We start from the raw sequence: 26467 nt of genomic DNA, 5'->3' as shown, positions 1-26467 counted from the left end.
GCCTACCTGATCCCCGTCGGCACCGGATGCCAGCATCGTCCGTGCCATCTCCGTCAGGAGTCGGATCCGCTCCGTCCTCTCCGCCCTATCGGTCACGAAGAGAGGGTATCGCCAAACCGTCTTGGTGCCTGGGCGTGACCGAGCCAGGTGCACGCACTGTTCTCGGCTACGAGCGGGCATTCAGGCGGTCGGCGCCGGTCACTCCTCCCATTAGGCGACGTGACTCGGCTCGTTAGGATCGAATCCCCGTGGGGCCAGTCATGGGTGTCCTGGTGGGCCAGGGTTCGGCCACTGCGGATGCAACGCAAGCAGAGCCCTCGTGCTGAGTCGAGTCTCGTCCTCATTCATGCTTGGCGGCGCTGCTGGCGTGGGCCGCGCTGACTCACATACGCGGGCCCAGGCCGAGATGGGTCGGTAAGTGCCCAAGGAGCGGTGGGTACGGATCGCAGCGGTGGAACCGCGATCGGGCGGGGGCGACCAGCGTGTGAGTCGGCGGAACCGCTGTCGAGTCCTGCGGGGAACCCACCGATCCGGTGCAGTAGACCGTCGGCGGCGTAGGCCGTCACCGTGCCGATACCGTCGTGGGACCGCTCGGCGATCCGGGTCCTCTGAACGATGTGCTGCGCGAGCCGGTACGCCTCACCAGGGTCTCCCGCGTCGAGCACCCAGGGTGAGAGGATCCGCGCCGCCTCGTAGCGACCCCCGATGTCGTCGAGCAGCTGCGGGCTGCGGCCGAGCAGGCGGTCGAGGTGGTGGTCGACGACGGCGAAGGCCAGCGGCCGGGTCTGGTGTCGCAGCGCCGCGCGCAACTGCGCGCGACCGTTGGGCCGGGCGAGCAGGTCGGCCGGGTCAGCGCCGGCCGCGAACTCGGCGGCGAGCAGCCTGCCCTGCCCGCCCGGCCGTCGTAGCAGTGCGAACGCGGCATCGGCGGCCCTGCGCCCGGCCGGGTCGCCGTCGAAGGCCACCACGATCGCGTCGCGGCATCCAGGCATCGAACGGAGGATGGCAGCCTGGGCCGCGCCGAAGGCCGTGCCGCACGGTGCGACCGCGACCGCCCCGGGAAAGCCGGAGCGAGAGTACGAGAGCCAGATGGCGATCGTGTCCGCCGGGCCCTCGACGAGTACAGGCCGCCAGCCGGCCCGGATGCGGTCCTGTTGCTCGGCCACGCCGAAGAGCAGCTTGTCCTTGCGGTAGAGGGGCGACTCATGGGTGTTGAGGTACTTGGGCAGCTGCGGGTCGGCGGTGAGGGATCGGTTGCTGGCACGGCCGATGAACGCCACGACGTGTCCGTCGGGATCGCGGATGGGAAAGATGATCCGGTCGCGGAACACATCGATCAGGCGGTCCGGGTTGTCGCGGGTGGGCTTGGAGAGCCCCGCGGCTACGAGGTCCTCGGGAGAGAAGTCCATTCCCTTCAGGTGATCGGTCAGGGCCGACCAGGTTTGTGGCGCGTAGCCAACCCGCCAGGGCCATTCCCTGTCGACCAGGGTGCCCAGGGCGCGGCTGGTCAGGTAGCGGCGCGGTTCCTCGGTGCCGGCGAGCTGGCTGCGGAACCAGGCCACCGCGGCTTCGTTGGCGGCAAGGAGTCGCCGGGGATCGTGCTCCCGGCCGGTGTTCGCCGCTCGGACTGGGTCAGGGGAGGCCATCACGATGTCGTCGCCTCCTCATGACGCGTCATCCCGTGGTGGTTCCGGTTGGCGTTGGTGGTGATCCGTGCCTCGGCGGCGGTTGCCGCCGCAGTGAGCTGTGCGGCCAGTGGCCCGGTGTACCAGGGCTGTAAGTCCAGCATGACGGCCCGGGTGCCGGTGGCCAGCAGTAGCGCGGTGCCCTTGGGCATGGCGCGAATTTGGGCGGCGTCGAGGATGCGCTGGCGCCGTACCGACGTCTGCCAGGAGGTACCGCCCCGACCGTCACGGGTGCGGGAGGCCACGGCGATGTCATGGTCACCGACGAGCCGGGACAGGTCCTCGGCGAACTTCGCGTCGTCTATTCCTGCGCCCACGAGTTTCGCTGTGGCCGCCGACCAGAGGGTGTCCATGCCCTTGTCGCCCCACACTCGGGCGCCCTGCCGGTAGGACTGCAGGATCGTCAGTGGGATCACCCCCCGGCTGCCCAGGTGCGAGTACAGGTCAGGAAGGTCGCGGATTTTGCAGATGTTTGCCGCCTCGTCCAGCACTGCGACCAGGGGCGGGTCAAGTCGACCGCCGCGCACCTCGGCGGTGCGCACCGCCTCCCGGAGTAGTTGGTCGGCCAGCCCGGCGACGAGCGGGGCGGCGTTACCGGCGCCGTCCTTGCTGAGCAGGTACATGGTGTCTGCGCTGCCGGGGAATGCCCGCACGTCGAGGACCGGCAACACCCGATGCTTTGGCGGGGTGACCCAGGCCATGATCTGTGGGTTGGCCAAGCAGGCGGCTGCGGTCCGTGCCGTCTCGTACAGGCCTTCGCGGGTCTCTGGCGCGCCGGCCTGCCGGCCCGCCAGGGCCCGCGCGGACGCGGCGTGCCCCTGGGTTTGGAGGATCTCGCCGGGTTCCCGGGCAGTGGAGTCCGACAGCCACCGTTGCACCGACGTGAGCGTGCCCCTGTCGAGCGCGGCCGCCAGGATCAGGGAGGTCAGCAGGTCCAAGGCGCCGAGGATCCAGAAGTCGTCGCCGCTGCGGCCATTGCGGATCTGTTGAACGAAGTGGTCGGCCAGTCGTTGGGCGTCCTCGATCCCGCCGACGGCTTCCAGCGGGTTCCACCACCAGCTCTGCTGTTCGTGGGTGATGGCCTGTGGGTCGAACACCCAGACCCTGCCGTGCTCGGCGCGGTGCGCGGCGGTGACTGCCCACAGATCCGCTTTGTTGCTGGTAGCGATGACCGGACCTGGCGCGTTGATCACCGCCGGGACCGCCAGCGCGGTGGTCTTGCCGGCCCGGGGCGCCATCAGCGCCACCAGGACGTCCTCCCAGGAGGCATACAGGGTCGCGCCGCTGCCACGTCGACGTCGGTGTCCGCCCAACATCAGCCCCGCCGAGGCCGGTTCGATCGCCTTCGCCGGCACGTGGGCGAGGTTGGGTCGCAGCCGACGCGCCCGCTGGGCGATCTCCGGCAACGTCATCGGGCGCACCTCCGACGGGGCGGCCAGCGACGGCAGCGGGTCGTCCGCCGGCGGCCGGCGGCCCTGCCACCACAGCCAACCTGCCGTTACCGCAGCCACCGTGACCGCCAGGATGACGGTGTAGATCACCGCTACCAGCGGCGGCGGCACGCCCGGGAACAAGGTGACCCAATCGGCAGCGAACAGCGCCTGCACGAATGGACCGCCGAAGCGTGGCCCGGCCGCGTTACCGGTAACCGTTGCGGCGATCCGCCCTGCGAGCCAAGACAGCCATACCAAGGCGATGGCCCCCCAGGCCAGGCCGAGCACCATGAACGGGGTCTGTATCCCACCGGCGTTGCCGCGCGGCTCGACGGGCTGGGTGCTCACGGCTGCGCCTGCCGGATCGCGGTGTCGGTGTCGTAGAGCTCCCACTCCTCACCGACCAGCGACAGCGCCACCGGAAGGCCGGGCCGCTCACCGGTTTTGACCAGGTACTTGCCGCGGCCAGGGTGCACGCTGCCGGCGAACCACGCTTCCGGCGCCGCCCACGACGACACCAGGTCCCGCTCCGGCCCGGACAGGCGAATGACCTCGTTGACCCGGGCCAGCTCCCGAGGCGGCAACCCGGCCAGGATCTTGACGGCGGACCGTTCGATGAAGCCCTGCGCCTTGGCGCGGTCCTCCTTGGTGGGCAGGGCATCGAGGTCTGCCAGCGAGTGAGTGACCATGACCGAGGCCATGCCACGCTGCCGGTTCAGGCGGGTCAGCGCGTCGGCGTGCTCGACCAGCCCGGATGCGCCGCGTAGGGCCCGCCACAGCTCGTCCATCACCCCGAGGTACTGCCGGCGCGGGGCGAGACCCTGCTCGGCGAGCACGGCGGCCGCATCCACCATCCCGAAGCCGTAGCCCCACACGCACAGCATCGCGGCTGCCACGAGTTGGTCGCCGGCGGCGGCGACACGGGAGATGTCGACGCTGACCGCCGGAGCGTCCAGGTCCAGGGGCCGGGTGGTAGGACCGTCGAACACGCCGCGGAGGCTGCCCTCGCATAGCAGCGCGAGGGTCGGCACGAGTGCGTCGACGCGGCGGCGGTATTCCCCGTCGTTGCGGGCCCGTGCCGCAGTGCGCAGCTCGTCACTGCCGGCCTCGATGAGGGCAAGCACGTCAGGCACGGTCGGATCGGCTTCGGACCGCTCGGCGAGCACGTCGATCGCCCGCCCGAGGACGACCTCCTCCGGGTTGTCGATCTGCCGGCCCCGCACCAGGGCGCACAGAGCCAGCAGCAGCGACATGCGGCGGCCGCGGATCTCCAGGCGCAACTGCCGGGCCTCCGCGGCGCCCATGCGCTTCATCGCCGTGCCCAAGGGACCGGAGTCGAGGGGGTTGAGTCGGTCGAGACCGCGGCCGATGCGAATGACCTGTCCGCCGAGGTGCTCGACCAGGCGGGTGTAGTCAGGTTTGGTGTCGCCGAGGATGAGCGCCTGCGTGCCGGTGGCGGTCATGCCGGTGATCAGCCGCTTGACGATGGTGCTCTTGCCGACGCCGGGCTGGCCGAGCACGAACATGCCGGGGTTGGTGATGAGGCCGGCGCGCAGCCATTCGAGGGGGTCGAGGCAGACGACCTCGCCCCACAGCATGTGTCGGCCGATCGGGGTGCCGAGGGTCGGTGCTCCAGAGCCGGCGACGAACGGGTACAGCCCAGCCAGCTGGACGGTGGTGCCCTGGTATTCCATTCCGGGGTCGATGTGGCTGGCGCGGCCGGTGCCCGGGGCGCGCACTCCCCATGCGGGGGCAAGACCGGCGGTGGTTGGTGCCATCGGGATTTCCTCCAGTGGGAGCGGCGGTCAGCGGGGCCAATGGCGGGACAGCTGCGGGGGACAGACACCGCACGGCAGCGTGGTGGCGAAACCCGCCGCCTGGCTCGCCCACATGCGGCGGAATCTGATCTTCGCGATGTCGGCGCGTGACTCGACGTCGGCGACGGCCTTGCCGAGGTCCTCGGGGTTGAGGACGGTGACGGTGCAGAACAGCGACATCAGCCCGACCCCGGCGCCCACCGCCTCCTCGCGGGCGGTCTGGTTGGCGCGTTCCCGGTCGGCGAGGTCGCGGGCGGACTCGTCCCGCTTCTGCGCCCGGTGGTAGGCCTGCCGGAACTGCGCGGCGTTGACCTCCGCCTCCACGACACGGGCCGCATCGCCAGCGGGCAGCGGCCGATAGATCAGGCTCACCCGCTTCGTGTACGGGCCGGGCGCCAGCAGCCGCGCGAGGACGTCGGCGTGTACCGACTGCCGCGGTGCCTCGTGCATCGACCAGGTCACCGATGTGCCGGAGTCGTGGACGTAGCGGTCGACGTGTTCCTCGGCGGCGACCGGGCCGGCGGAGTCCCAGTCCAACCACCGGGCCAGATCGCCGCCGCGCGCGCCCAGGCGAGCGACGTCACCGCGGATGACGGGATCGTAGGCGGTGCGCACGATCGCGGTGACCTGGTCGGCGGTGGCCCGACCGAGGACCGTCAGCCCGCAGCTGCCCAGCGAGTCCTGCAGCCCGGTCAGGGCGCGGCTGATCTCCGCCAGTGCCTCCTCGACGCCCTTCGGTTTCGTCGGAGACGCCGCCGGATTGAAGGTGATGCTGACACGGGTTCCGACGTCGGCAGCGGCAGCGGGGGACACCTCCACCAGGCGCTGCAGGACCCGCCTCGCGGCGGCGGGACCGTGGGGCACGATTCGGCCGGAGATGTAGTCGGACAACCGGGAGCCAGGGTCGGGTGCGGTGTCGACGGTTACCGCGATGTGCTGGACCGTGGGTAGGTAGCCGAGGTTGGCAAGCCAGCCTCCCCAGTTCGCGACCCACGATGCGGTGGCGTCCGGGTCGGCGAGCCAGGTGGAGGTGGCGGCGCAGCGCAACGTCACCGTCATGCTGCCCAGCCGTCGGTTGTAGACGACGCCGTAGTTGCCACCGGCCTCGTCGGTGACCGTAAGCACGGTGGTCGGAGCGAGGACACCGGGCAGCTGCAAGGCGCTCTCGCCGACGGCCATGACCCCGGACCGGTAGGAGGTGTAGCCGCGGGTGGTGCCGATCAGCCACCGGACGCGCCGGATGATGCCGGTGGCCAGCGGTACGCCGTCCCAGCGCAGTAGTAGCAGGGCGATGGTGGCGACGGCGGGAGCGGCCACCCACGCCAATGCGGTCATGCTGATCGATGCGGCGATCAGCAGCGAGGTGATCGCCGCGAACACGGTGAGGGTCTGAGCCGGGCCAAGGCCGAGCAGGCCCATGCCGCGGCTGCGCCGCCAGCCACCGTAGGTGCGGATCTGCTGGTCAGTGGTCATGGTGGTCACCTGTTGTCCTGGGTAGTGGAGGCGGCTGCGTCGGCGGCGGACTTGGCGGCGCTGCCAGCGGCTTGGGCGGCCGTGGCGACGCCCGTGACGACGAGAGCGGTAGGCCCTGTCGCGGCTGCGTCGACTCCTGAGGCTGCCGTCGCCCCACCTCCGGCGGCGCGCTCTGCGGCGGCAGTGCGACCCGCGGCACCCCCGACGGGAGTGTCGCTGGCGGCAGTTGACGCCCCAGCACGGGGCATTGCCGTCGGTGTGACGGGGACGGAGCCGGTCGGTCCGCCGCCGGACCTACCGCCCAGGCTCGTGTCGAGGTAGCGGGCGTGCTCGCCGGCGCTGGACCCGCCGACGCTGCGCAGCGACGACGCGGCGTGCAAACCCGCTGCAGCGCCGGCGGCGGCCATCCCGGCGCTACTCCCGCCGGAGGCGATCGCGCCGGTCGTCCAGGTGAAGAACTTCATCATCGTCGGGAGCGCGACCACGGAGAGCACCAGCACCGCGAGGCCCATGAGAAAGCTGCGCCCGTTGCCGTCGGTGAGGATGTAGCCCGTCGCATACACGGTCATGGCGACGGGCTTGAACGCGATCAGCGCGATTCCCCAGCCGGTGACCTTCGACAGCCACTGGCTGGTGCCCCGCATGATCGAGCCGGTGGCCGCCAGCTGCAGAGCGCCGGCGAGGATCACCACCGAGCCCTCGCGGAAGATCATCAGTACGGCCTGGACAGCGGAGAGGAAGAAGACCAGGCCGCCGATGAAGATCGTCACCAGGGGTGTCACGCCGGCAGTTGGTAGGAGCATGGAACCCAGTGCCGCGCTGAGCGCGTCGAGGGGTGGCCTGTTGGAGCCGTTGATGATCGCTTTGTTCAGGATCCACAGGGAGTACGAGTCCGAGGCCTTGAGTGCCAGGTGGGTTCCACCGATGCCGATGGCGCCCCACAGCGCGCTGGTCCACACCCCGCGAACGGCTTGCAGCATCGGCTCGCCCTTGCGGGTGATGACCATGGTGATGCCCTGCCAGATCAGGCCACCGACCATGACCAGGACCGTGATCGGCAGGAGGAAGCCCCGTAACTGCTGAGCGGGCCCACCAGCGGCGTTGCAGTCAGCTAGCCAGCCCGCCGCGTTCGGGTCGCCGGCGCACAGATCCGTGGAGGGCACCAAGATCCAGGACGCCATGACGGTGATGACCCATTTGATGGCGTCGTTCATCGAGCCCGCGAGCCCGCCGAGGAACATGTCGGTGACCGAGCCGCCGATCTTCTCGCTGACGCTGCTCTCTGCACCGAAGACGCCCGTGCAGCTCACAGGCATGAACGGATTGCACATGATCACCGTCCAGGGATGAAGGGATGGAAGCCGTCCGGGCTGCCCGCTCGCGACACCGCCGCGCTGAAGTCACCGCCGGCTGGGGCGAGCAGCGCCCAGTCCGTGCCGGTCCACTGCAGGTACACGGTCGTGGCGGCCAGCAGGGGGTTGCCCTGCGCGTCACGGGCCTCGGTGAGAAGCAGCACGGACGCCGCCTGTTGGCTGTAGTTGGTCAGCTGGTATCCGCGCAGTACCGCCTCCAGGCGCCCGACCGGCTGCCCGTACGGGACGTTGGCGTTGGCGCGTAGGTGGTCGTAGCCCTGCCCGACCTTCGACCGCATCGCCGGGGCGTCCGCGCCGACGACCTGCTTCTGCAGGGTCTGGTCGAACACGCCCGGTCCGAGCTGCGGGGCGCAGCGCACCGTGATGTGCACCGCGGCGAGAAGCGCACCAGCCTCGTCGTGGCTGAAGCGGCGTGCTGCACCGCCGCCGGTGTCGAGCGGACCGGCCTGACCGGACACGGGCAGGGAGATTCCGGCAACCGGCGTCCATCTGAGGTCGGCTGGCAATGCCACGGCGCGGGCAGTGGGGTCGGGGACAGGCGCGGCGGTGGTGACGCTCGCCTGCTGCGCAGCCGCGTTGGGTTCGTCGCGCAGGGCGGCGACGGCCGCGACGCCGAGCGCAGCCGCCGCCGCGGGCGCGAGGGTGACGGCGGCGATCCAGCGACGGGTGCGGTGCCGGGCCCGGTCGATGACGTCGTAGGTCATTACTGCAGGACCGCGCCGACAACCAGGGCGCCCATCGCGCCGAGGGTGAGCCCGCCGAGGACCCACGGGATGCCGGCCGCGCCGTCGGCGGCCAGCGAGGACCGGTTGCGCCGACCGACGGTCATCATGATCCCGGAAGCGAACAGGCCAGCGACCCCGCCGATCATGAGGACCCACTTCATCCAGCCCAAGAACATGTCGCCGAAGGCCTGCAGGCCCTCGGGTGCGACCGGGGCCGGATTGGGCACGTCGACCGGCTTAGGCGCGCCACTCGGAGAGGGCGCCGCGCCCAGGACGTCGACCGCCCCCTGGGTGTTGTCGGCCGCGAACGCGAGCAAGGTAGCGAGCACGGGTGTCTCCTTGGCCATCGTCGGGGTGTCGCACCGGGTGGTGCGTCTGCCGATGACCTTCGCCGTGTAGCGCTGACGGGACCGTTGCCGCTGGTGTAGCCGGCAGCGTTACCACCCCTCGTGACCTGCGATGGCAGCGGTAACGGCGCTACCCGGGCGGCATCGTCACGCCATGTTCTCCATGAAGATCACGCCGCCGAACGCTGGCGCGCTCGGCGCCGCGATGCTGGTGGCAGTCGTGGCTGGCTGCGCGACCCGCCCCGCCGCCCCCAGCCGACAGGACACTGGCGCTCAGCCGGCCGCCGCCGCGCCCTCGGTCGCGCCTCCTGTGGTGCCGCCACGTGACTCGAAGGCTGACTACACCGATCCGGCGCACGTATGCCAGGCCTTCGTCACCGCCCTGTACCGGGTCGACACCACGCGCGACGCCGGGCCTGGCGACGCCTTCGCCCGCGCGTCGGCCTACGCCACCGGGGCACTGGCGGGTCAGAGCGCTGCCGCTGACCGCGACGGCCGATGGGAGACGTGGGCTGCGCACCGCGTACGAGTCGACGTCCAGGTACGTCCACAGCCGGATATGCACCCGCAGCACGACAGCACCATCGAGGCGCACCGGGCCGTCCGGCTCACCGCGACACCGGTCGGCGACGGCGGGTGGCGCGGCTGGACCGAGCACAGTGTCGTGTCCTGCACCCTGCGCGCCGGAGACAGCGGCCAGCCCGGATGGCGGGTGGCGCACTACGACGTCCAGCCGGTGCGGCCATGAACGGCAGCACGGCGTGGAAGTGGGGCGCCGCCGCCCTGGCCGTCGCGTTCCTCGTGCCGCTCACGTTGGTCATGGTCGGCGGTGTGGCGGTGGTGGCGTCGCCCCCGTACCAGTGCACGGTCGTCCCGCCGTCACCCTCAGCTAACCCTCCCGGAAGCGCGGCAGACGCCTCCTGGAAACCGGCGCAGGTCGGCCACGCCGCCACCATCGTCCGGGTCGGCGCCGAGAAGGACGTGCCGTCGAAGGGGTGGACGGTTGCCGTCGCGACGGCGATGCAGGAGTCGACACTGCGGAACCTTGCCAACTCGATGGTGCCGGAATCCCTGGGCATTCCCCACGAGGGCGTGGGGCGCGACCACGACTCTGTGGGCCTGTTCCAGCAGCGGCCCGGGTGGGGCACTGTCGTGCAGCGCATGACTCCCGACTACGCCGCCGGGAAGTTCTACGACGCTCTGGTCAAGGTCAACGGTTGGGAGGCCATGTCCCTGGCTGAGGCCGCCCAGGCGGTGCAGGTCTCCAGGTACCCGGACGCGTACGCGAAGTGGCAGAGCGAGGCCCAGCGCTTGGTGCAGCTCGTCCGCGGCCAGCTGGGCATCAGCTGCAGTGGGGGCGCGACCGGCGAGTGGCGAGTGCCCCTGCCGGAGGGCAGCTACAGCGTCGGTGACGGATGGGGTGCCCCGCGGGGGAACCGCGCTCACCGCGGGATCGACCTGATCGCCCCCACCGGCACACCAGTCCTGGCGGCCGCCGCAGGCACCGTCACCTCCGCCGAATGCACCAGCGCCTACTGCGACCGCCCCGGCAACCCTGACCTGCCCGGCTGCGGGCTGACCGTCGAGATCCAGCACGCCGGCGGGATGGGCACCACCTACTGCCACTTGGTCTCCCTGAGTGTCGCCCCTGGGCAGGCCGTCGACGTCGGCCAGGAGATCGGCCGCGTCGGTTCCACCGGCCACTCCAGTGGTCCACACCTGCACTACCAGATCCATCGAAACGCGCCGCCGATCAACAACCAGACGGCCCAGGACCCGGCAGCCGTCATGGCTGACCTAGGCATCCGCTTCTGACCCCAACTTCCTGTGACTGGAGACCCGATGGACCAGATCAGAGCATGGACGATGCTGTTCCACCTGCAGTCCCGCATGCCCGGGATGTCCGTGGATTGGCTGGCCGCACCCATCAGCCAAGCACTGACCGGACGAATGCCCACGTCACCGGCCGCCGAACGCGCCGTCGTCGACGCCGCGTGGAAGCCCGGCTACCGGAGCGGCGCGGAAGCCGGCCACCGGCGAGCCGTGGAAGGTTTCCAGAACGCTGCCTTTGACGCCATGTCCCGACTCACCCGCACCGGAATCGACGACCCCGACGCCCGCAACCTCCTATGGGCGGTGGCAGAAGCCGCCACCGTCATCGGCCAGACCGGCCATCAGGACACCCCCGGCCGTGCCCGCGAGAGCGCCCACCTGGCCGCCCGCAACGACTACCCCGACCTGAGCCCAATCGCCGCAGGCGTCGTCGCAGGCTGGAATCACGGCCAACGGCAGGGCCAACAGGACGCCCCCCACTCCACCAGCCGAGCGATCTACGCCGCCGTGACGAAGAAGACCGGCGAGCACCAGATCAACAAGACGCAGATCGACGGACGACCCGCCGTGGACTGGTTCGTCGACGTCATCGGCGGAGTCCTCAAAGTCCCGCCCGAGGCACCCACACCTCGATCTTCCCCGGCTGCTTCCGAAGCGGCCGTCGCGTTCCGGCCACTGTCGGTCACCCACACCGCCGCCCCCACCGTGAGCCCGGTGGCTTCCATTCCTCAACCGGCATCGCCCCGGCGAAGCCGCTGACGAACTCCCATCCCGGGCCCATCGCCCAGCCACACCACGCCACTGAAGGGACCCCCGATGAGCATTCAGCCGAGACTCGACCGAGACGCCACCATCACTGCGTTGCAGGATCAGATCGACGACCTCACCGCGACCTGCGAGGCGCAACAGCGCCAGCTCGACGCCCAGCAGAGACTCATCAACCAGCTTGCCACCCGGATGGGCCTGCCTCTGGCCGGATCGGCGGGACGGTGACATGGCTACCCGACGAGGGACGTCGCCAAGCGACAAGCAGCGGGAAGAGTGGGCTGCCGAACGACGGGCCAAGCTCGCCGACCTCCACGAGCGCGTCGTCGCGGAGGTCGGCAAGATCACGGACAGCGATCAGTGGCGCCGATGGCTTCAGTTCGCCGCCAAATTCCACGGCTACTCCTTCAACAACGTCTTGCTGATCATGGCGCAGCGCCCAGATGCAACGTGGGTGGCCGGCTACAAGCGGTGGAAGACCGAATTCGGTCGGCACGTGCGCAAGGGCGAGAAGGGCATCGCCATCCTGGCCCCGGTCACGAAGCGCGTGACGGACGATCCACAGGAAAGCTCCGAGGACCGCAGCGAGCCCACGAAGCAGGGCCCTCAGCTGTCGGCAGGGGAGCAGGCCGCCCAGCCGGCGCGAGTCCTGTACGCGTTCAAGCCCGTGGCCGTCTTCGACATCAGCCAGACCGAAGGTCCGGACATCGATGTGCCCGGCGGACCTGCATTCGCTGACGTTATGCCCCAACTCCTCGAGGGCCAGGCGCCCGCAGGGTTGTACGACCAGTTGGTCATGCTCGCAGAGGAGCGGGGATACACCGTTGAGCGTGGTGACTGCCGAGGCGCGAACGGGTTCACCGACTACACCAACCGGTTGATCAAAGTCCGCGACGACGTGGACGACGCCCAGGCAGTCAAGACGATGATCCACGAGCTCGGACACGTGGACCTGCACACGCCGAGCGACTTCGGTTGGGACACCACTCGCGGCTGCCGAGGCGAGCGGGAGGTCGAGGCCGAGAGCGTCGCGTTCCTGGTCGCCGAACGCTACGGGCTGGACACATCGACGTACACCTTCGCCTACGTCGCGCTGTGGGCACAGCGCGCCGCCGAGCAGACCGGCCAGAGCCCAGAAAGCATCGTGCAGGCCGCCGGCCAGCGGATCGTCTCCGCCGCGTTTCGCATCACCGAAGCCGTCGACACCAACCGCACCCCCGACGGCGCCACCGTCGCACCGGCGCTGGCCGCCCAAGTTTCCAACGGTGTACGCCGCGCCTCGGCGGCGCGTGCCACCGCCGAAGCCTCCGCCAGCCGTGCGACCGCCAGTATCGAGCAGCCGCTCGTCGCAGCCGCGCGCGCGTTTCCGCCGCTTCCCCGAACGGTGCACGCCGGCGACCTAGCTCCAGCCCCGGCTGCTGCCAACGCCGTCACCGCCCGGAGAGGAGCGCGCCTACTATGAGCCCACCCCGCTACGGTGGACTTCTCTGTGCGCGTCGTGCTCAGGACCCACAACCCGATCCTTCGTCATGATGGCTACGTATGACGGCCGAGAGGGCTCCGCCGAGGCGGCCATAACTGGACCCACCACGGGCGGTCTCGCCGAGAGCCAAGTAACGGTGCGTAAGGGCCAAGACTGCGGTGTGCCGCACGACAGTGCGCGGATCTGCCAATGAGAGGGCGTCGCGTCGCTGTTGTACCGATGTGAGTTCGCCGAGAAGTGGCCGTTGGGCGCCGGCCTGGCCGCATAGGTCTTGCATGGCGACCGTACTTCTCGGCGATGTGCGGGCCTGCTGGCAGACGCTGATTGTCGGCGGGCTACAGGTTGTTGATTCGGGCCAGTAGGTCTTCCTCGGTCAGGTTTTCCAGGACCGCGTCCTGCTTGCGGGCCAGGACCGCCAGCAGCTTCTCCTTCTCCAGCGTCCTTGATCACGGCCTGCGTAGGACCCAGCCCGAGCGGGGGCTGCTGTCGCCCAGTCATCGGGAATGTCAGGCGACGTTCAGTCAATCGGCTGCCCCCTGTAGGGGGCGTTGTCCGTCTTGTGATCACCAGTTGTAGTTGCCTCTTTACATCTATGCATCTGCATCTCTAGTGTTCGGCGCACTGTCAGACATGATCACGGGGGTGGCTGGTGGCTGGTTGGCCCATGCCTGCGGACGTCTCGCGCGTTACATCGGGTTTTCGCCAACGGTGGACGGCGGTGGTGGTCGTCGCGGCTATCGCTGCCTCGGTGCTCGGGGTGCCCGCTACCTCCGCTGCCGGTGCCGAACCCGCGAAGGCCTTGTGCGTCGACGAGCAGCCTGACGCCGGTGCGGCCCGTCGGATGTTGGCGATCTGCGGCCGTCGAGTGGAGGATCTTTCGGCGCGTACGGAGTGGTCCCAAACGTTCCTGAACGTCGACGGATCGCGGACGTTGGAGCAGAGCATCGAGCCGACCCGGGTGCGTAAGGGTGGTTCCTGGGCGCCGGTGGACACCACGCTCAAGGCGTCCGCCGACGGGGTGGCGCCGCGGGCCACCGTGCTGCCCATGGCCTTCTCCGCAGGCGGCGACGCCCCGATCGCCCGGCTCCTTGACGGTGACCGCGAGGTCGCCATGACCTGGCCGGGTGGGTTGCCGAAGCCGGTGCTGGAGGGGTCCACGGCGGTGTACCGGAACGTCCTTCCGGACGTCGACCTACGGGTCACCGCACAGCCACTGGGCTTCTCCGAGGTGCTGGTCGTGCGGTCCCGCCAGGCGGCGGCGGATCCGAAGTTGGCGTCCCTGCGGTTCGGGCTGCGCACCAAGGGGGTCACCGTCGGTACGGCGGCCGGGGGAGGTCTCGCGGCTCGTGACGACAAGGGCGGCACCGTGTTCGCCGCGCCCGCGCCCCTGATGTGGGACTCGTCAGAGGCTCCGGACGTCGAGGTCGACGGGGCCAAGCCGGCGGAGAAGCGGGTGCGCGTGCTCGGCGCACCGCGTAAGCCGGACGCGGCGCAGCAGGAGCAGGAGCGGTCCGCGCCGGGTTCGCCAGGACGCAGCGCGGTGCCGGAGTCCGCTCGTCGTGCCGTGATGCCGGTGCGGGTGGATGGTGACACGGTGACGCTGGTGCCGGACAGGGCGATGCTGACCGACCCGCGTACGAAGTTGCCGATCTACATCGACCCCTCGTGGACCGGTGGCATCTCGAGCAACGCGTGGACGTCGGTGTGGAGCAAGCACAAGTCGAGTTCGTTCTGGCAGAACTCGACGGCGCTGTACAACGGCAAGACCTTCGGTTCGGCGGGTGCCGGTCGTACAGAGGACTGCAAGGGGTGTGCGGACCACATCATCCGGTCGATGTTCCGGATGAACACCTCGTCGGTACGCGGTAAGCACATCCTCGCCGCGCAGTTCCGGGTGGAGCAGCGGCACGCCTGGACGTGTAGCCCGAAGACCAACGCGAAGCTGTGGATGACGGGGGCGATCTCGTCGGGTACGACGTGGAACAACCAGCCGAGCTGGTACAGCAGCTACACGGCGCAGACCGTCGGCAACCGCAAGTACGGGGCAGCGCACGGTTGTCTCGGCACCGGCACCATCGAGTTCAACGTCAAGACCATGGTGGCGAAGGCGGCGGCGAGTAACTGGTCGACGTTGACGGTGGGTCTGCGGGCGATCGACGAGGGCACGCTGGGGCAGTGGAAGCGGTTCAACCACGCGTCGCCGAAGTTGGCGATCACCTACAACACCAACCCGAATGCCCCGTCGGACCGCAAGTCGGACGGCAAGGCCTGTGCCACCGGCACGTCGCGCCCGTACGTGCTGACCATGACACCGATCCTGGCCGCGAGGCACTCCGACCCGGACACCTCGCAGCAGTCGCTGACCTCCTGGTTCTACTGGTGGCCGGTCGGCGGTGCGCGTAACGAGACCGACAAGGTCTCGCAGGCGGCGGGTAACCCTTCGGCGGTGTCGAAGGCGATCCCGTCGGGCAAGCTCACCGACGGCGGCAGCTACGTCTGGCAGTCCCGGACGTGGGACGGCTCCCACTACGGTGCCTGGTCCGGCACGTGCGAGTTCACCGTAGACGCGACGCCCCCGCCGGCACCGACCGGCGTCAGCTCCACGAACTACACCAACGACGGTGTGCCGCGCGGTGGCGTCGGCCTGCCCGGCACGTTCACCGTCGCGCCGCCGTCGACCCGGCCGCACGAGGTGCGGGAGTACGCCTACAGCCTCGACTCCGGGGTGCTGACGGCGGCGAAGACCGTGCCGGCGCGTACCACCGACTACGGGGCGTCCATCAGCCTGGCGCCGCTGCACGACGGAGTCAACGTGCTCCACGTGTGGTCCAAGGACCACGCGGGTCGATTCTCCACCCCGGTGACGTACACGTTCAGCGTCAAGGCAGGATCCGGACCCGCTGCGGAGTGGACGTTCGAGGAGACCGGCACCAACGCCACCGACGTCTCCGGCCACGGCAACACCCTGGCCCTCGGCTCGGCTACCCGAGTTGCCGGCAGGTCCGGGGTGGGCTCCACGCTGTCGCTGTCGGGCACCACCGCGGCGACGAAGACCGGGACGATCAACACACCGCACCCTGACACGGGAGTCTCCACCCCGGTCCGGACGGACTCGAGTTTCACCGTCGCCGCGTGGGTCAAAATCAACTCCACGGCGGGCACGGGCGTGCAGACCGTGGTCAGCACGAGCGGTTCTCGGATGTCGGCGTACCACCTCGGTTATGCCGGCAGCAACCAACGCTGGCGGTTCACGATGGCGGCCGCCGACACCGATAACGCCGCAGGGTACAGCGTCCTGTCCGACTCCATGCCCACCGCCGGCAAGTGGACCCACCTGGCGGGCGTCTACGACGCGTCGACCAAGAAGATGACGCTCTACGTCAACGGGGTCGCACAGACCGCCACCGCCACCCTCGTGGGCGGCTTCAACGCCACCACCGAGGTGGCGATCGGCAAGCGCAAGTTCAACGGCAACTCCGACAGCTTCTTCACCGGCACGGTGGACGATGTGCGGTTCTACAACTTCATCGAGACGCCGGCCAACCTCGCGAAGCTGGCCGTGCCGCTACAGCCGAAGATCACCTTCCCCAACGGCACCGCCATCACCGCCGGCGGCCAGCTCACCGTCACGTTCGACGCCGGCGGCGACACGAATGTCACGAAGTTCAAGTACAGCGTCGACGGCACCGGCCTGGGCAGCACGGTGAACGCCACCGCCGCAGGTGGCACGGCCACTGTGACCGTTGACGTGGGCACCACCACCATTGGCGAGCGGCCGGTGTACGCGGTCGCGGTGGACGACGGCAACCGGGTCAGCGGCATGAACCAGGGGCAGTTCACCGTCGCCCCCGCCGCGAGCCTTTCCGGCACCGTGTGGGATGCGAACTTCATGCCGCAGGCCGGAGCGGTCGTCCAGCTTCAGCCCGGCGGCCACCAGAGCGCGTCAGGCGCCGACGGCAGCTACGCCCTGACCGGGTTCGCACCCGGCCTGTACACCATCACCGCGACGTTCGGCGGGCGGTGCGGCCAGGCGTTCAGCGGCCAAATCGAGATCGACGGCCAGGGCCTCACGTTTGACATCTTTATGTCCGCGCTGAGTGACGACCTGGGCCACACCTGCTCCGAGCAGACCGCCGCACTTGCCACGGCGGCCACCCCGTTGACGCTGACCGGCGACGACGCGGTCGCCACGGTCCAGCTACCGTTCGCCTTCCCGTTCTACGGCGGGGCGTACCGCAGCGCCTGGGTCGACACGAACGGGTTGCTCTCCTTCACCGACCCGGGCGGCTCCCACCCCTACACCGGCGGCGGGCAACTGCCCGCGCCGGCGGACCCGAACGCTCTGGTGGCGCCGTTCTGGGACGACCTGGTGGTCGACGCGTCAGCGAGCGTGCGTACCTCCAGCACCGGCACGGGCAGCGGGCAGCGGTTCGTCGTCGAGTGGCGCAACGTGCACCGCAAGGGCAACACGGCGGAGCGGTTGTCCTTCGGGGTGGTGTTGGCACCTGACGGCACGGTGACGACCAACTACGACCAGCTCGATACCCCGGCGGAGAAGGGCGGCAACGCGATCGTCGGCATCGAGGCGGCAGCCGGCGAGGACGGCCTGTCGTACTCCGTGAGCGAGCCCGTGCTGACCAGCGGGAAGGCGATCACCTTCATCCGTCCCGACGTCGCCGGCGAGTTGGAGACGCACAACCTCTCCGGCACGCTGACCGACGCCGGCGGCGCCCCGGTCGCTGGCGCCACGATCTCGCTCGACCCGAGCGGCCTGACCGCCACCACCGGCGCCGGTGGGACGTACGCCTTCACGGGCCTGGTCGTCGACAGCTACACCGTCTCGGTCAAGCTCGCCGGCCGCTGCGGCTCGGCCGTGCGCGCCCAGGTGGAGCTCTCGGCCGACATCGTGCGCAACCTGCAGCTCGGACCGGACTACGGGGACATGGGGTACGCGTGCACCACCGGCAGCGGCGGCTTCGTCGCGGCGGCCAACGTCCTCGCCCTGACCGGCGACGACGCGACGGCGTCGGTGACGCTGCCGTTCCCGGTGCAGTTCCACGGCGAGGCGTACACGACCGGTCGGGTGCACACCAACGGCCTGGTCAGCTTCGGCAGCGCCTCCGGTGAGCCGGACACCTGGGCGAACCCGACGATGCCGACGGCCACGGCACCCAACGCGGTGGTGGCACCGTTCTGGGACGACTTCGAGGTCGACGCGTCGGCCAGCGTGCGGACCCAGACCCTCGGTACCGCCCCGAACCGGTCGTACGTGGTCGAGTGGCGCAACGTCAACTTCCGCCCGCCGAGCACCGGGCGGCTGACCTTTGAGGTGATTTTCCACGAGGACGGGCGGATCGCGTACCACTACGGCGCGATGTCCACCCCGGTGCAGCAGGGCGCGGGCGCGACCATCGGCCTGGAGAACGGCTCGGGCACGGTGGCGGCGCTGTACTCCTTCCAGGAGGCGGTGCTCACCGGCAACAGCTCGATCACCTACAGCCCCGCGCCGGCCGGCACGGTCAGCGGTGTGCTCACCACCGCGGTGACCGGTCAGTCGGTCGCCGGTGCGACGGTGACCCTGAACCCGGGCAACCGCACCACCACTACTGGCACGGACGGCAGCTACCAGTTCACCGGCGTGAAGGTCGGTGAGTACAAGGTGACCGCGTCCACCGGGGACAACCGGTGCGCCGGCCAGTACGCCCGTGAGACCGTCAACCACCCCGGGGGACTTCGGACGTGGACCTGTCGGTCATGGTCGACGGGGATGAGTTCGGCTACAAGTGCACCAGCGGTGCGCAGACCTTCGTCCCCGGCGACGTGGTCGAGGGATGGCAGGGCGACGAGACGGTGTGGCCAAAGAACCCGCCGTTCCCGGTCAAGCTCTACGGCGAGTCGTACACCTCGGCCTGGATCAGCGCCAACGGCCTGATCAGCTTCAAGGACCCGGCCTACTTCGGCTGGATCGGGTCGATTCCCGGCACGCTCCCGTCACCTGCCGCCGAGGGTTCCCCGAACGCCGCCGTGTACGTGCACTGGGACGACTGGGTGGTCGACTCGCAGGCCCGGATCGCCACGAAGATCAGCGGTACCGCACCGAACCGGCAGTGGGTCGTGGAGTGGCGCAACGTGCACCTCTACGGCGATACCAGTACCCGGGCCACCTTTGAGGTGATCTTCAGCGAAGGCGGTGACATCACGCTCGCCTATGCCGACATCGACCCGGCCAAACCGGTCGAGCGGGGTGGCGAGGCCACTGTGGGCATCGAGAACGCCGACGGGTCCATCGGCTTCCAGTACCTGCACCGGGAGACCTGGCTGGCCAGCGGCCAAGGCGTCACCTTCAAGCCCAACCCGCCGGGGCAGGGCAGCGTGGCAGGCACGGTGACCTGCCAGGGCACCCCGGTGGCCGGGGCGACCGTCAAGGTGGCCGACCGGACGGCCACCACCGCCGCGGACGGCACGTACCAGGTGGCCGTCGTGCCGGCGGGCAGCTGGGCGGCTGTCGTCACCGTGGCCGGCGGAGCCTGCAAGGGCTCGGACGTCCGGCAGGTGGTGGTCGGCACCAACATTCAAGCGGCCGCCGACTACGCCCTGGGCGCGACCCCCGGCGGAGGCGGTTACACGCTGACCGAACAGGCTGTGCCCTACACGCCGGCCAGCGGCACCGTGCTCCCGATGAGCGGCGACGACGCCTTCACCCCGGTCACCCTGCCCTTCCCCGTGACGCACTACGGCCAGACGTACACCACCGGCTGGGTGGACATCAACGGCGTGCTGAGCTTCGTCGACCCCGGCGAACCGTCACCGGACGCGTGGCCGATCCCCTCACCGGACAGTCCTGAGGAGCCCAACGCCGCGCTCTACCCCTTCTGGCACGACTGGTTCGTCGACAGCAACGCCAGTGTCCGCACCGCGGTGCGGGGCAGCGCCCCCAACCGACAGTTCGTCGTCGAGTGGCGCAACGTGCACTCCTACGAGGACCCCCTCACCCGGATCACCTTCCAGGTCGTCATCGACGAGGCCGGCGGCTACAGCTTCACCTACATCGACAACGACGGCACCTTCCTGGAACGCGGCGGCGCCGCCACCATCGGCATCGAGAACGCCGAGGGCACCGCCGCCATCCAGTACACCTACCGCCAGCCGGCCCTCCGGCCGGGCCTGGGGCTGCGCTTCAACCCGCCTAGTTCCTGACCCACCCGGTACCACCCAGTCCTTGAACCCTCGCTGATCCGAAGCCCCGGAGGCCACTGGTGACGTCACCCATGCCATTGCGATCACCCTCGGTGTTGGAAATATGGCAAAGAGTCATATCTCGGCGACGCTCGTGGATTGCTGCGCCCCTGACTGCCACCGTGGTGGCCGCCCTGCTCCACGCACCCCCGGTGCAGGCGGCGTCGAAGGAGACCTACACCCCGTCGTCGGCTAAACCGGTGCCGACCGTGCCAGTGAAGCCGGTCAAACCGCAGACGGCAGTGCTGGCGAAGCGGCCGCCATCAACGGCCGGCAAACCGGCTGCGGCGTGGCCGCAGTCCGGAGTGGAAGTGGTCGAAGTGGCCGCTGCCGGCACCGGCGGGGTCAAAGCCGGCGACTTGCCCGTGACATTGGCTGCGGCGGAGCGGAAGGTACGTTCGGCCAGAGACCCACAGCGGGTGAGAGTCGAGGTCCTCGACCGGGTGGCGACCGAGCGGGCCCGAGTGCAGGGTCTGGTGCTGCGTCTCGGCCGTGCTGATGGTGTTGCCGTCGCCGGCCACACCAAACTCACTGTCGACTACCGATCGTTCGCCACGGCCTACGGTGCCGACTGGGCAAGCCGACTCCGGCTTGTGGCGCTGCCCGCCTGCGCCCTGAGCACCCCCGAAAAGAAGCAGTGCGTCGGGAGCCCACTGCCGTCACGTAACGATCTCGCCACCAGGTCCTTGTCAGCTGATGTGCCGGTGAACGGAGCGCAGACCCTGGTGGCTGCCACGGCGGGACCTTCCGGTCCCGCCGGGGACTATGCGGCCTCCCCGCTGAACCCATCGGCGACATGGGCCGCCGGCGGCAACACCGGTGCCTTCACGTGGTCGTACCCGATGCGGACACCCCCGGCGCTCGGTGGCCCAGCACCCCAGATTGGCCTGTCATACTCCTCGCAGTCGGTCGACGGCCAGCACGCCGCCTCCAACAATCAGCCGTCCTGGATAGGCGAGGGTTTCGAGCCGTCAATCGGCGGGTTCATCGAGCGCCGGTACCAGGGCTGCGCGCGAGACATGGATGGCTCAGCCAACAACGACAAGAAGACCGGCGACCTCTGCTGGGAGACGGACAACGCGGTACTGTCCCTCGTCGGCCACTCCGGTGAGCTGATCTACAACGCCGCTGAGGGTCGTTGGCACCTGCGGGGCGACGACGGTTCCCGCATCGAGCGCAAGATTGGTGCCAGCAACGGCGACAACAACGGCGAGCATTGGGTCGTCACCACCAGCGACGGCATCCAGTACTGGTTCGGCCGCAACCGGCTGCCCGGATGGGCATCCGGCAACTCCGAAACCAACTCGACGTTCACCGTCCCGGTCTTCGGCAACGACCCGGGTGAACCCTGTCAAGCGCCGGCCTTCATCGACTCTGACTGCATGCAGGCGTGGCGGTGGAACCTCGACTACGTTGTCGACACCTCCGGCAACTCGGCGTCGTACTGGTACCAACAGGAAACCAACAAGTACGGCCGTAATCTAGACGCCGAGGACGACGCCACTTACGACAGAGGTGGTTGGCTGGACCGGATTGACTACGGCACCCGGCAGGTCAACGGCGTCGACTCGGTCCTCAGCACCGCAGCGCCCCTGCGGGTGGACCTCGGCGTGGGTGACCGCTGCCTGAGCGACTGCGCGACACACGACGAGACGCACTGGCCGGACACCCCGTGGGACATGGCCTGTTCCGGCGGATCCTGCCCGGACAAGTTCTTCCCCACGTTCTGGTCGACCAAACGGCTCTCCACGGTCACCACCCAGATTCGCAGTGGCACCGGTTACAGCGATGTCGAGCGTTGGACGCTAACGCACACTTTCCCCGACCCCGGCGACGGCACCCGCGCCGGGTTGTGGCTGGACAAACTGTCCCATGCCGGCCTCGTCGCGGGGGCTGCCTCCGTCCCGGACGTGTTGTTCACCCCGGTGCAGTTGTCCAATCGGGTGGACACGATCGACTTCGCAGCCGCCATGAACTGGATGCGTATCACCAAGATCCGCAACGAGACCGGCGGCACCATCAGCGTCAACTACTCCGACCAGGACTGCACGGCCGGCCAGACCATGCCGACACCGCACACGAACACTCGGCGGTGTTACCCGGTCGTCTGGGAACCGGAGGGCTACACCAACCCGGTCACTGACTGGTTCCACAAGTACGTGGTGACCACTATCTATGAAAACGACAACACTGGCGGTGTTCCACCGAACGGCAGCCCACGCACGGTCTACTCGTACGACTACCTCGACGGAGCGGCCTGGCATTACAACGACGATGACGGCCTGATTGAGAAGAAGCACAAGACCTGGTCGGACTACCGGGGGTACGGCCGGGTCGGCCTCACCGTCGGTGACCCGGGGGAACAGACCTACACCGAGACCCGCTACTTCCGCGGAATGTACGGCGACAAGTTGACACCAAGCGGTGGCACCCGAACCACGACCGTCGACGGCATCAACGACGAGGACTGGTACGCCGGCCTGCTCCGCGAGACCAAGATCCTCAACGGCCCCGGCGGACCCGTCGTCCAGCGTGAGCTGGCAGCCCCGTGGCCGTCACCAGCCACCGCCACCCGCACCATCAACGGCGACACCGTCACCGCACGCTTCACCCGGGTGGGTACGGTGACCCGCCACACGACCCTTGACGCGGGCCGCGGCGAACGGGTCAACAAGACAGTCACGACGTACGACAACTTCGGCATGCCACTCACCATCGACGACCTCGGCCAAGACGGGGTCGCCGGCGACGAGCAGTGCACGAAAAACGACTTTATCCCGCGCAACTCCACCGACTGGATCATGGACCGCCTCCACCGGGTCGAGACCTATGCGGTCAAGTGCGCGGATACGGCCAACCCCACCACCCTCACCGAAGCCGACGTGATCGGTGAAACCCGGACCCGCTACGACAACCAGGCGTTCGAGGCCACGCCGACCAAGGGCCTCGCGACCCACACCGAGGAAATGGCGGCCTGGAACGCCGGGACGCCGACGTTCACGGTGGTCAAGCGGGACGCCCACGACGTCCACGGCCGCGTCACGTCCTCCTGGGACGCGATGGACAAGCAGACCACCGTCGCCTTCACTCCGGCCAACGACGGGGTCGTCACCTCGACGCTGACCAAGAATCCCCTGTTGCACGAGACCACGACGACGATGGCCGCGGCGTGGGGGCTGCCGACGTCGATCATCGACCCGAACGGCAAACGAACCGACCTGAGTTACGACCCGCTCGGCCGACTGTCGTCGGTATGGATGCCAGGCCGGGACAAGGCGACCGAGACGGCGAACAGCACCTTCACCTACCAGATCCGCGCCGACGCGCCATCGGTGATCGCATCCTCCCGGCTGAACGCCGCAGGCGCCTACGTAACCACCTATGAACTCTTCGACGGCCTGCTTCGCAGCCGCCAGACGCAGAAACCGTCGCCATCCGGCGGCCGGCTCATCACAGAGGCCTTCTACGACTCGACCGGCCGCTCGGTGCTGAACTTCGAGGCGTACCACGCGAGCGGTTCGCCCGGCGGCACGTTGCTGACCGCCACGGACAAGGCATCCGTCCCGAAGCAGACGCGCAGCATCTACGACGGCGCAGGCCGGACCACCGATCTGGTCTTCCAGCCCTACGGCACGGAGCGGTGGCGCACAACCACCTACTACTCCGGCGACCGTACCGACGTCACCCCTCCGGCGGGCGGCACGGCAACCTCCAAGGTCACCGACGTCCGAGACCGGACCGTCGAACTGCGTGAGTACCACACCGCCACCCCCACCCCGGGCACGGCCGGGAGTTGGGACGCGACGCGCTACACCTACGACCGCAGGGGCCACCTGACCACAGTGGCCGACGCGAAGGGCAACGATTGGATCTACCGTTACGACGTCCGCGGCCGGCAGGTCGAAACCGATGACCCCGACAAGGGCCTCACGGAATCCACCTACGACAACGCCGACCGGGTTACCACGGTCACCGACGCGCGTGGTAAGAAAATCGCCTACCTGTACGACCCGCTGGGACGGAAGCGGGCCACGTACGAGAACCAGGTCGGCGGCACTATGCGCGCCCAATGGATCTACGACACCATCGCAAAGGGCTATCTGTCGCAGTCCACGCGCAAAGTCGGGTCCGCATCCTACCAGGTGAGGATCCTCGACTACACCGATAGCTACCAACCCGGTAACACCCAGGTCGTGATCCCCTCCAGCGAAACTGGTATCGGCGGTACGTACAACTACAACAACACGTACAACCTCGACGACACGACCGCATCGACCAGCCTGCCGTCGACCAACACCGACCTCCCCGCCGAGACGCTGACCTACGGTTACAGCCCGCTGGGTCTGCCAACCACGCTCAGCACGTTGTACGGCAGCACGAATTCGTCATATGTCGCCGACACGGACTACAACGCTCTGGGCAACGTCGACCAAATCGAGCTGTATGCCGGCACTGGTGGGCGCGTCTTCCAGAAGTACACGCGCGAACTGGAGACAGGTCGGCTGACCGGCGTCCGCACCGATCGCGACTCCGTGGCACCGAACGTCGTCGCCGACACGCGGTACACCTTCGACGACTTCGGCAACATCACCAAAGCAGCCGATGTAGCGCCGGACCCGGTCGACGATACCCAGTGCTTCGACTACGACCATCTCCGCCGACTCACCGAGGCGTGGACCCCGGCCAACGGCGACTGCACGGCCGCGCCAACAACGGCGCTCGGAGGGCCCGCCCCTTACTGGCACTCCTGGCAGTTCGACCTGCTCGGCAATCGCACCAGCGAGGTGATACACACCAGTTCGGGCGCATCAACCACGACCTACCACTATCCCGCCTCGGGGAGTACGAGCGTCCGTCCGCACGCGGTCACCAACACCTCTGGTGCCCGAAGCGGCAGTTACACCTACGACGCGACGGGCAACATGACGACCCGCCCCACACCGTCAGCGGGCACCCAGACCCTCACCTGGGATCCCGAGGGCCATCTGGAAACCTCTACGGACGCCACCGGTGAGACCCGTTACGTCTACGACGCGGACGGCAATCGGCTCGTCCGCCGTGACCCCGCCGGTCGGACTCTCTACCTCCCTGGTCAGGAGATCCGCTATACCAACAGCACCGGCACGACGTCGTGTACCCGCTACTACTCCTTCGCGGGGTCGATCGTGGGGTCGCGCACGGCGAGCGGCCTCACCTGGCTTGGGGCGGACCACCAAGGCACGGCGCTGGTCGCCATCCAAGCCAACTCCCAACAGGCGACGGTACGTAGGCAGACCCCGTACGGCACACCCCGCGGAACCACGCCGGCCTGGCCGAACGACAAGGGGTTCGTCGGTGGCACGATCGACAACACGGGGTTGACGCACCTGGGAGCCAGAGAGTACGACCCGACCCTCGGAAAATTCATCTCTCTCGACCCAGTTATGGACCTGCTCGATCCGCAGCAGATAAACGGGTACGTCTACAGCAACAACAACCCGGTCACCTTCTCCGACCCCTCCGGGCTCAAGTTCGAGGAGGAAACTGTCGCCGAGTACAACGAGCGACAGCGGAAGAATCGGGCCAAGCAGGCCAAGGAAAAGAAAAAGAAAAAGGACAATTTCCTCAATTACCTGAACAATAAGCGCCACGAAGCTGCCCAGCTCGCTGCCCGCGATCGGATTCGCAAACAGGTAGAGGACATGGGTGGTGATCCCGAAGAGGTGAGGATTGAATACTCAATCCCGGACGCCTGCAAGACAAAGAGCCACAAGGGTCAATGTGGAGAACCAGGTAAGGCCGACATCGTCTATATTGACCGCAAGACCGACACGATCTACGTGTGGGAGGTCAAGATTGCTCATCGCGAAGACGAGGCGGAGCGCGACGTCAAGCACTACATCCGCAAGCTCAGGGCGGATGGGAAGTTCACGAACGTCGAACCGGGGTTCGCATTGACCTCTCTCGTGTTCGCGGCGGTACCCGGCAGTCAGGAGTCGGTGGTCGTCTACAACGGACCCACCGAGGGTCAGGTGCTCTACCGTGCCTTCCGGTGGCGCAAGCCCACCCCGCCGCCTCCGCCGAAGCCGGTAAGGGTCCCCGTGGAGGCGCCGAAGACGGTCGAGGCGCCGAAGCCGATCTTCAGCCCGTGGGTGGTCACGACCGTCGTTACCGTCGGAGTGGTCGGCTTGGCCGGTGTCTGCATCGTCGCGAGCGCCGGTGCGTGCGGAGTGGCGATCGGTGTCGGCGCCATCGGCGGTACGGTGGCCGCGTCAGGCTGATCTGCTCGTTGCCGTCCCGGCCGGCTGGAAGGAATTT

14 protein-coding genes are annotated in these 26467 nt (G+C 68.7%); 7 read left to right on the top strand and 7 right to left on the bottom strand.

The features are described 5' to 3' along the window. Nucleotides 1-344: 344 nt before the first annotated feature. The 7 genes from CLT72_RS10635 to CLT72_RS10605 all read right to left on the bottom strand — a co-directional run bounded on the left by CLT72_RS10635 (nt 345) and on the right by CLT72_RS10605 (nt 8853). A complete protein-coding gene (locus tag CLT72_RS10635; protein WP_158242014.1) occupies nt 345-1562 on the bottom strand; it encodes a toprim domain-containing protein in 1218 nt (405 codons plus the stop codon). An 83-nt stretch (nt 1563-1645) separates the two neighbouring features. Beyond that, a complete protein-coding gene (locus tag CLT72_RS10630; RefSeq protein ID WP_486484225.1) occupies nt 1646-3466 on the bottom strand; it encodes a type IV secretory system conjugative DNA transfer family protein in 1821 nt (606 codons plus the stop codon). Further along, the gene (locus CLT72_RS10625; RefSeq protein ID WP_101411239.1) at nt 3463-4896 is read right to left on the bottom strand and encodes a hypothetical protein; all 1434 of its coding nucleotides are present in this window, start codon (nt 4894-4896) and stop codon (nt 3463-3465) included. The genes CLT72_RS10630 and CLT72_RS10625 overlap by 4 nt, the downstream gene beginning before the upstream one ends. Nucleotides 4897-4923: 27 nt before the next feature. Beyond that, nucleotides 4924-6408, bottom strand: coding sequence for an SCO6880 family protein (locus CLT72_RS10620; RefSeq protein WP_089003375.1), 1485 nt, complete (start codon nt 6406-6408; stop codon nt 4924-4926). 5 nt (nt 6409-6413) lie between these two features. Then, on the bottom strand, nt 6414-7724 hold the full coding sequence (locus CLT72_RS10615; RefSeq protein ID WP_144082231.1) for a hypothetical protein: 1311 nt from the start codon (nt 7722-7724) through the stop codon (nt 6414-6416). 17 nt (nt 7725-7741) lie between these two features. Next, nucleotides 7742-8485 (bottom strand): DUF8175 domain-containg protein, encoded by a 744-nt coding sequence (locus CLT72_RS10610; protein ID WP_088999599.1) that lies wholly within the window; start codon nt 8483-8485, stop codon nt 7742-7744. Next, nucleotides 8485-8853, bottom strand: coding sequence for a hypothetical protein (locus tag CLT72_RS10605; RefSeq protein WP_486484224.1), 369 nt, complete (start codon nt 8851-8853; stop codon nt 8485-8487). Before CLT72_RS10605 ends, CLT72_RS10610 begins: the two co-directional genes overlap by 1 nt. 154 nt (nt 8854-9007) lie before the next feature. Here CLT72_RS10605 and CLT72_RS31885 point away from each other — a divergent pair, with 154 nt between their 5' ends. The 7 genes from CLT72_RS31885 to CLT72_RS10565 all read left to right on the top strand — a co-directional run bounded on the left by CLT72_RS31885 (nt 9008) and on the right by CLT72_RS10565 (nt 26430). Next, a complete protein-coding gene (locus tag CLT72_RS31885) occupies nt 9008-9601 on the top strand; it encodes a hypothetical protein (protein WP_158242013.1) in 594 nt (197 codons plus the stop codon). Next, nucleotides 9598-10668: a M23 family metallopeptidase gene (locus CLT72_RS10600; RefSeq protein ID WP_157747092.1), complete on the top strand. Its 1071-nt coding sequence runs from the start codon at nt 9598-9600 to the stop codon at nt 10666-10668. The genes CLT72_RS31885 and CLT72_RS10600 overlap by 4 nt, the downstream gene beginning before the upstream one ends. 27 nt (nt 10669-10695) lie before the next feature. Next, on the top strand, nt 10696-11445 hold the full coding sequence (locus tag CLT72_RS10595; RefSeq protein WP_088999601.1) for a hypothetical protein: 750 nt from the start codon (nt 10696-10698) through the stop codon (nt 11443-11445). A 57-nt stretch (nt 11446-11502) separates the two neighbouring features. Continuing rightward, on the top strand, nt 11503-11679 hold the full coding sequence (locus CLT72_RS31880) for a hypothetical protein (RefSeq protein ID WP_157747093.1): 177 nt from the start codon (nt 11503-11505) through the stop codon (nt 11677-11679). 1 nt (nt 11680) lies between these two features. Continuing rightward, nucleotides 11681-12913: an ArdC family protein gene (locus CLT72_RS10590; RefSeq protein ID WP_088999602.1), complete on the top strand. Its 1233-nt coding sequence runs from the start codon at nt 11681-11683 to the stop codon at nt 12911-12913. Between the two features lie 739 nt (nt 12914-13652). Beyond that, nucleotides 13653-18866 (top strand): carboxypeptidase regulatory-like domain-containing protein, encoded by a 5214-nt coding sequence (locus tag CLT72_RS10570; RefSeq protein ID WP_486484223.1) that lies wholly within the window; start codon nt 13653-13655, stop codon nt 18864-18866. Nucleotides 18867-20292: 1426 nt separating this feature from the next. Beyond that, nucleotides 20293-26430 (top strand): RHS repeat-associated core domain-containing protein, encoded by a 6138-nt coding sequence (locus CLT72_RS10565; RefSeq protein ID WP_231926002.1) that lies wholly within the window; start codon nt 20293-20295, stop codon nt 26428-26430. Nucleotides 26431-26467 lie beyond the last annotated feature (37 nt).

This window comes from Micromonospora sp. CNZ309, from assembly GCF_002846525.1.
The sequence above is the reverse complement of the archived record's forward strand: the minus strand, read 5'-3'. Positions and strand labels throughout refer to the sequence as shown.

Coding starts and splice junctions, on each gene's coding strand:
- CLT72_RS10625 (WP_101411239.1), bottom strand. CDS start 4,896: ATGGCACCAACCACCGCCGGTCTTGCCCCCGCATGGGGAGTGCGCGCC.
- CLT72_RS10620 (WP_089003375.1), bottom strand. CDS start 6,408: ATGACCACTGACCAGCAGATCCGCACCTACGGTGGCTGGCGGCGCAGC.
- CLT72_RS10615 (WP_144082231.1), bottom strand. CDS start 7,724: ATGCCTGTGAGCTGCACGGGCGTCTTCGGTGCAGAGAGCAGCGTCAGC.
- CLT72_RS10610 (WP_088999599.1), bottom strand. CDS start 8,485: ATGACCTACGACGTCATCGACCGGGCCCGGCACCGCACCCGTCGCTGG.
- CLT72_RS10605 (WP_486484224.1), bottom strand. CDS start 8,853: ATGGCCAAGGAGACACCCGTGCTCGCTACCTTGCTCGCGTTCGCGGCC.
- CLT72_RS31885 (WP_158242013.1), top strand. CDS start 9,008: ATGTTCTCCATGAAGATCACGCCGCCGAACGCTGGCGCGCTCGGCGCC.
- CLT72_RS10600 (WP_157747092.1), top strand. CDS start 9,598: ATGAACGGCAGCACGGCGTGGAAGTGGGGCGCCGCCGCCCTGGCCGTC.
- CLT72_RS10595 (WP_088999601.1), top strand. CDS start 10,696: ATGGACCAGATCAGAGCATGGACGATGCTGTTCCACCTGCAGTCCCGC.
- CLT72_RS31880 (WP_157747093.1), top strand. CDS start 11,503: ATGAGCATTCAGCCGAGACTCGACCGAGACGCCACCATCACTGCGTTG.
- CLT72_RS10590 (WP_088999602.1), top strand. CDS start 11,681: ATGGCTACCCGACGAGGGACGTCGCCAAGCGACAAGCAGCGGGAAGAG.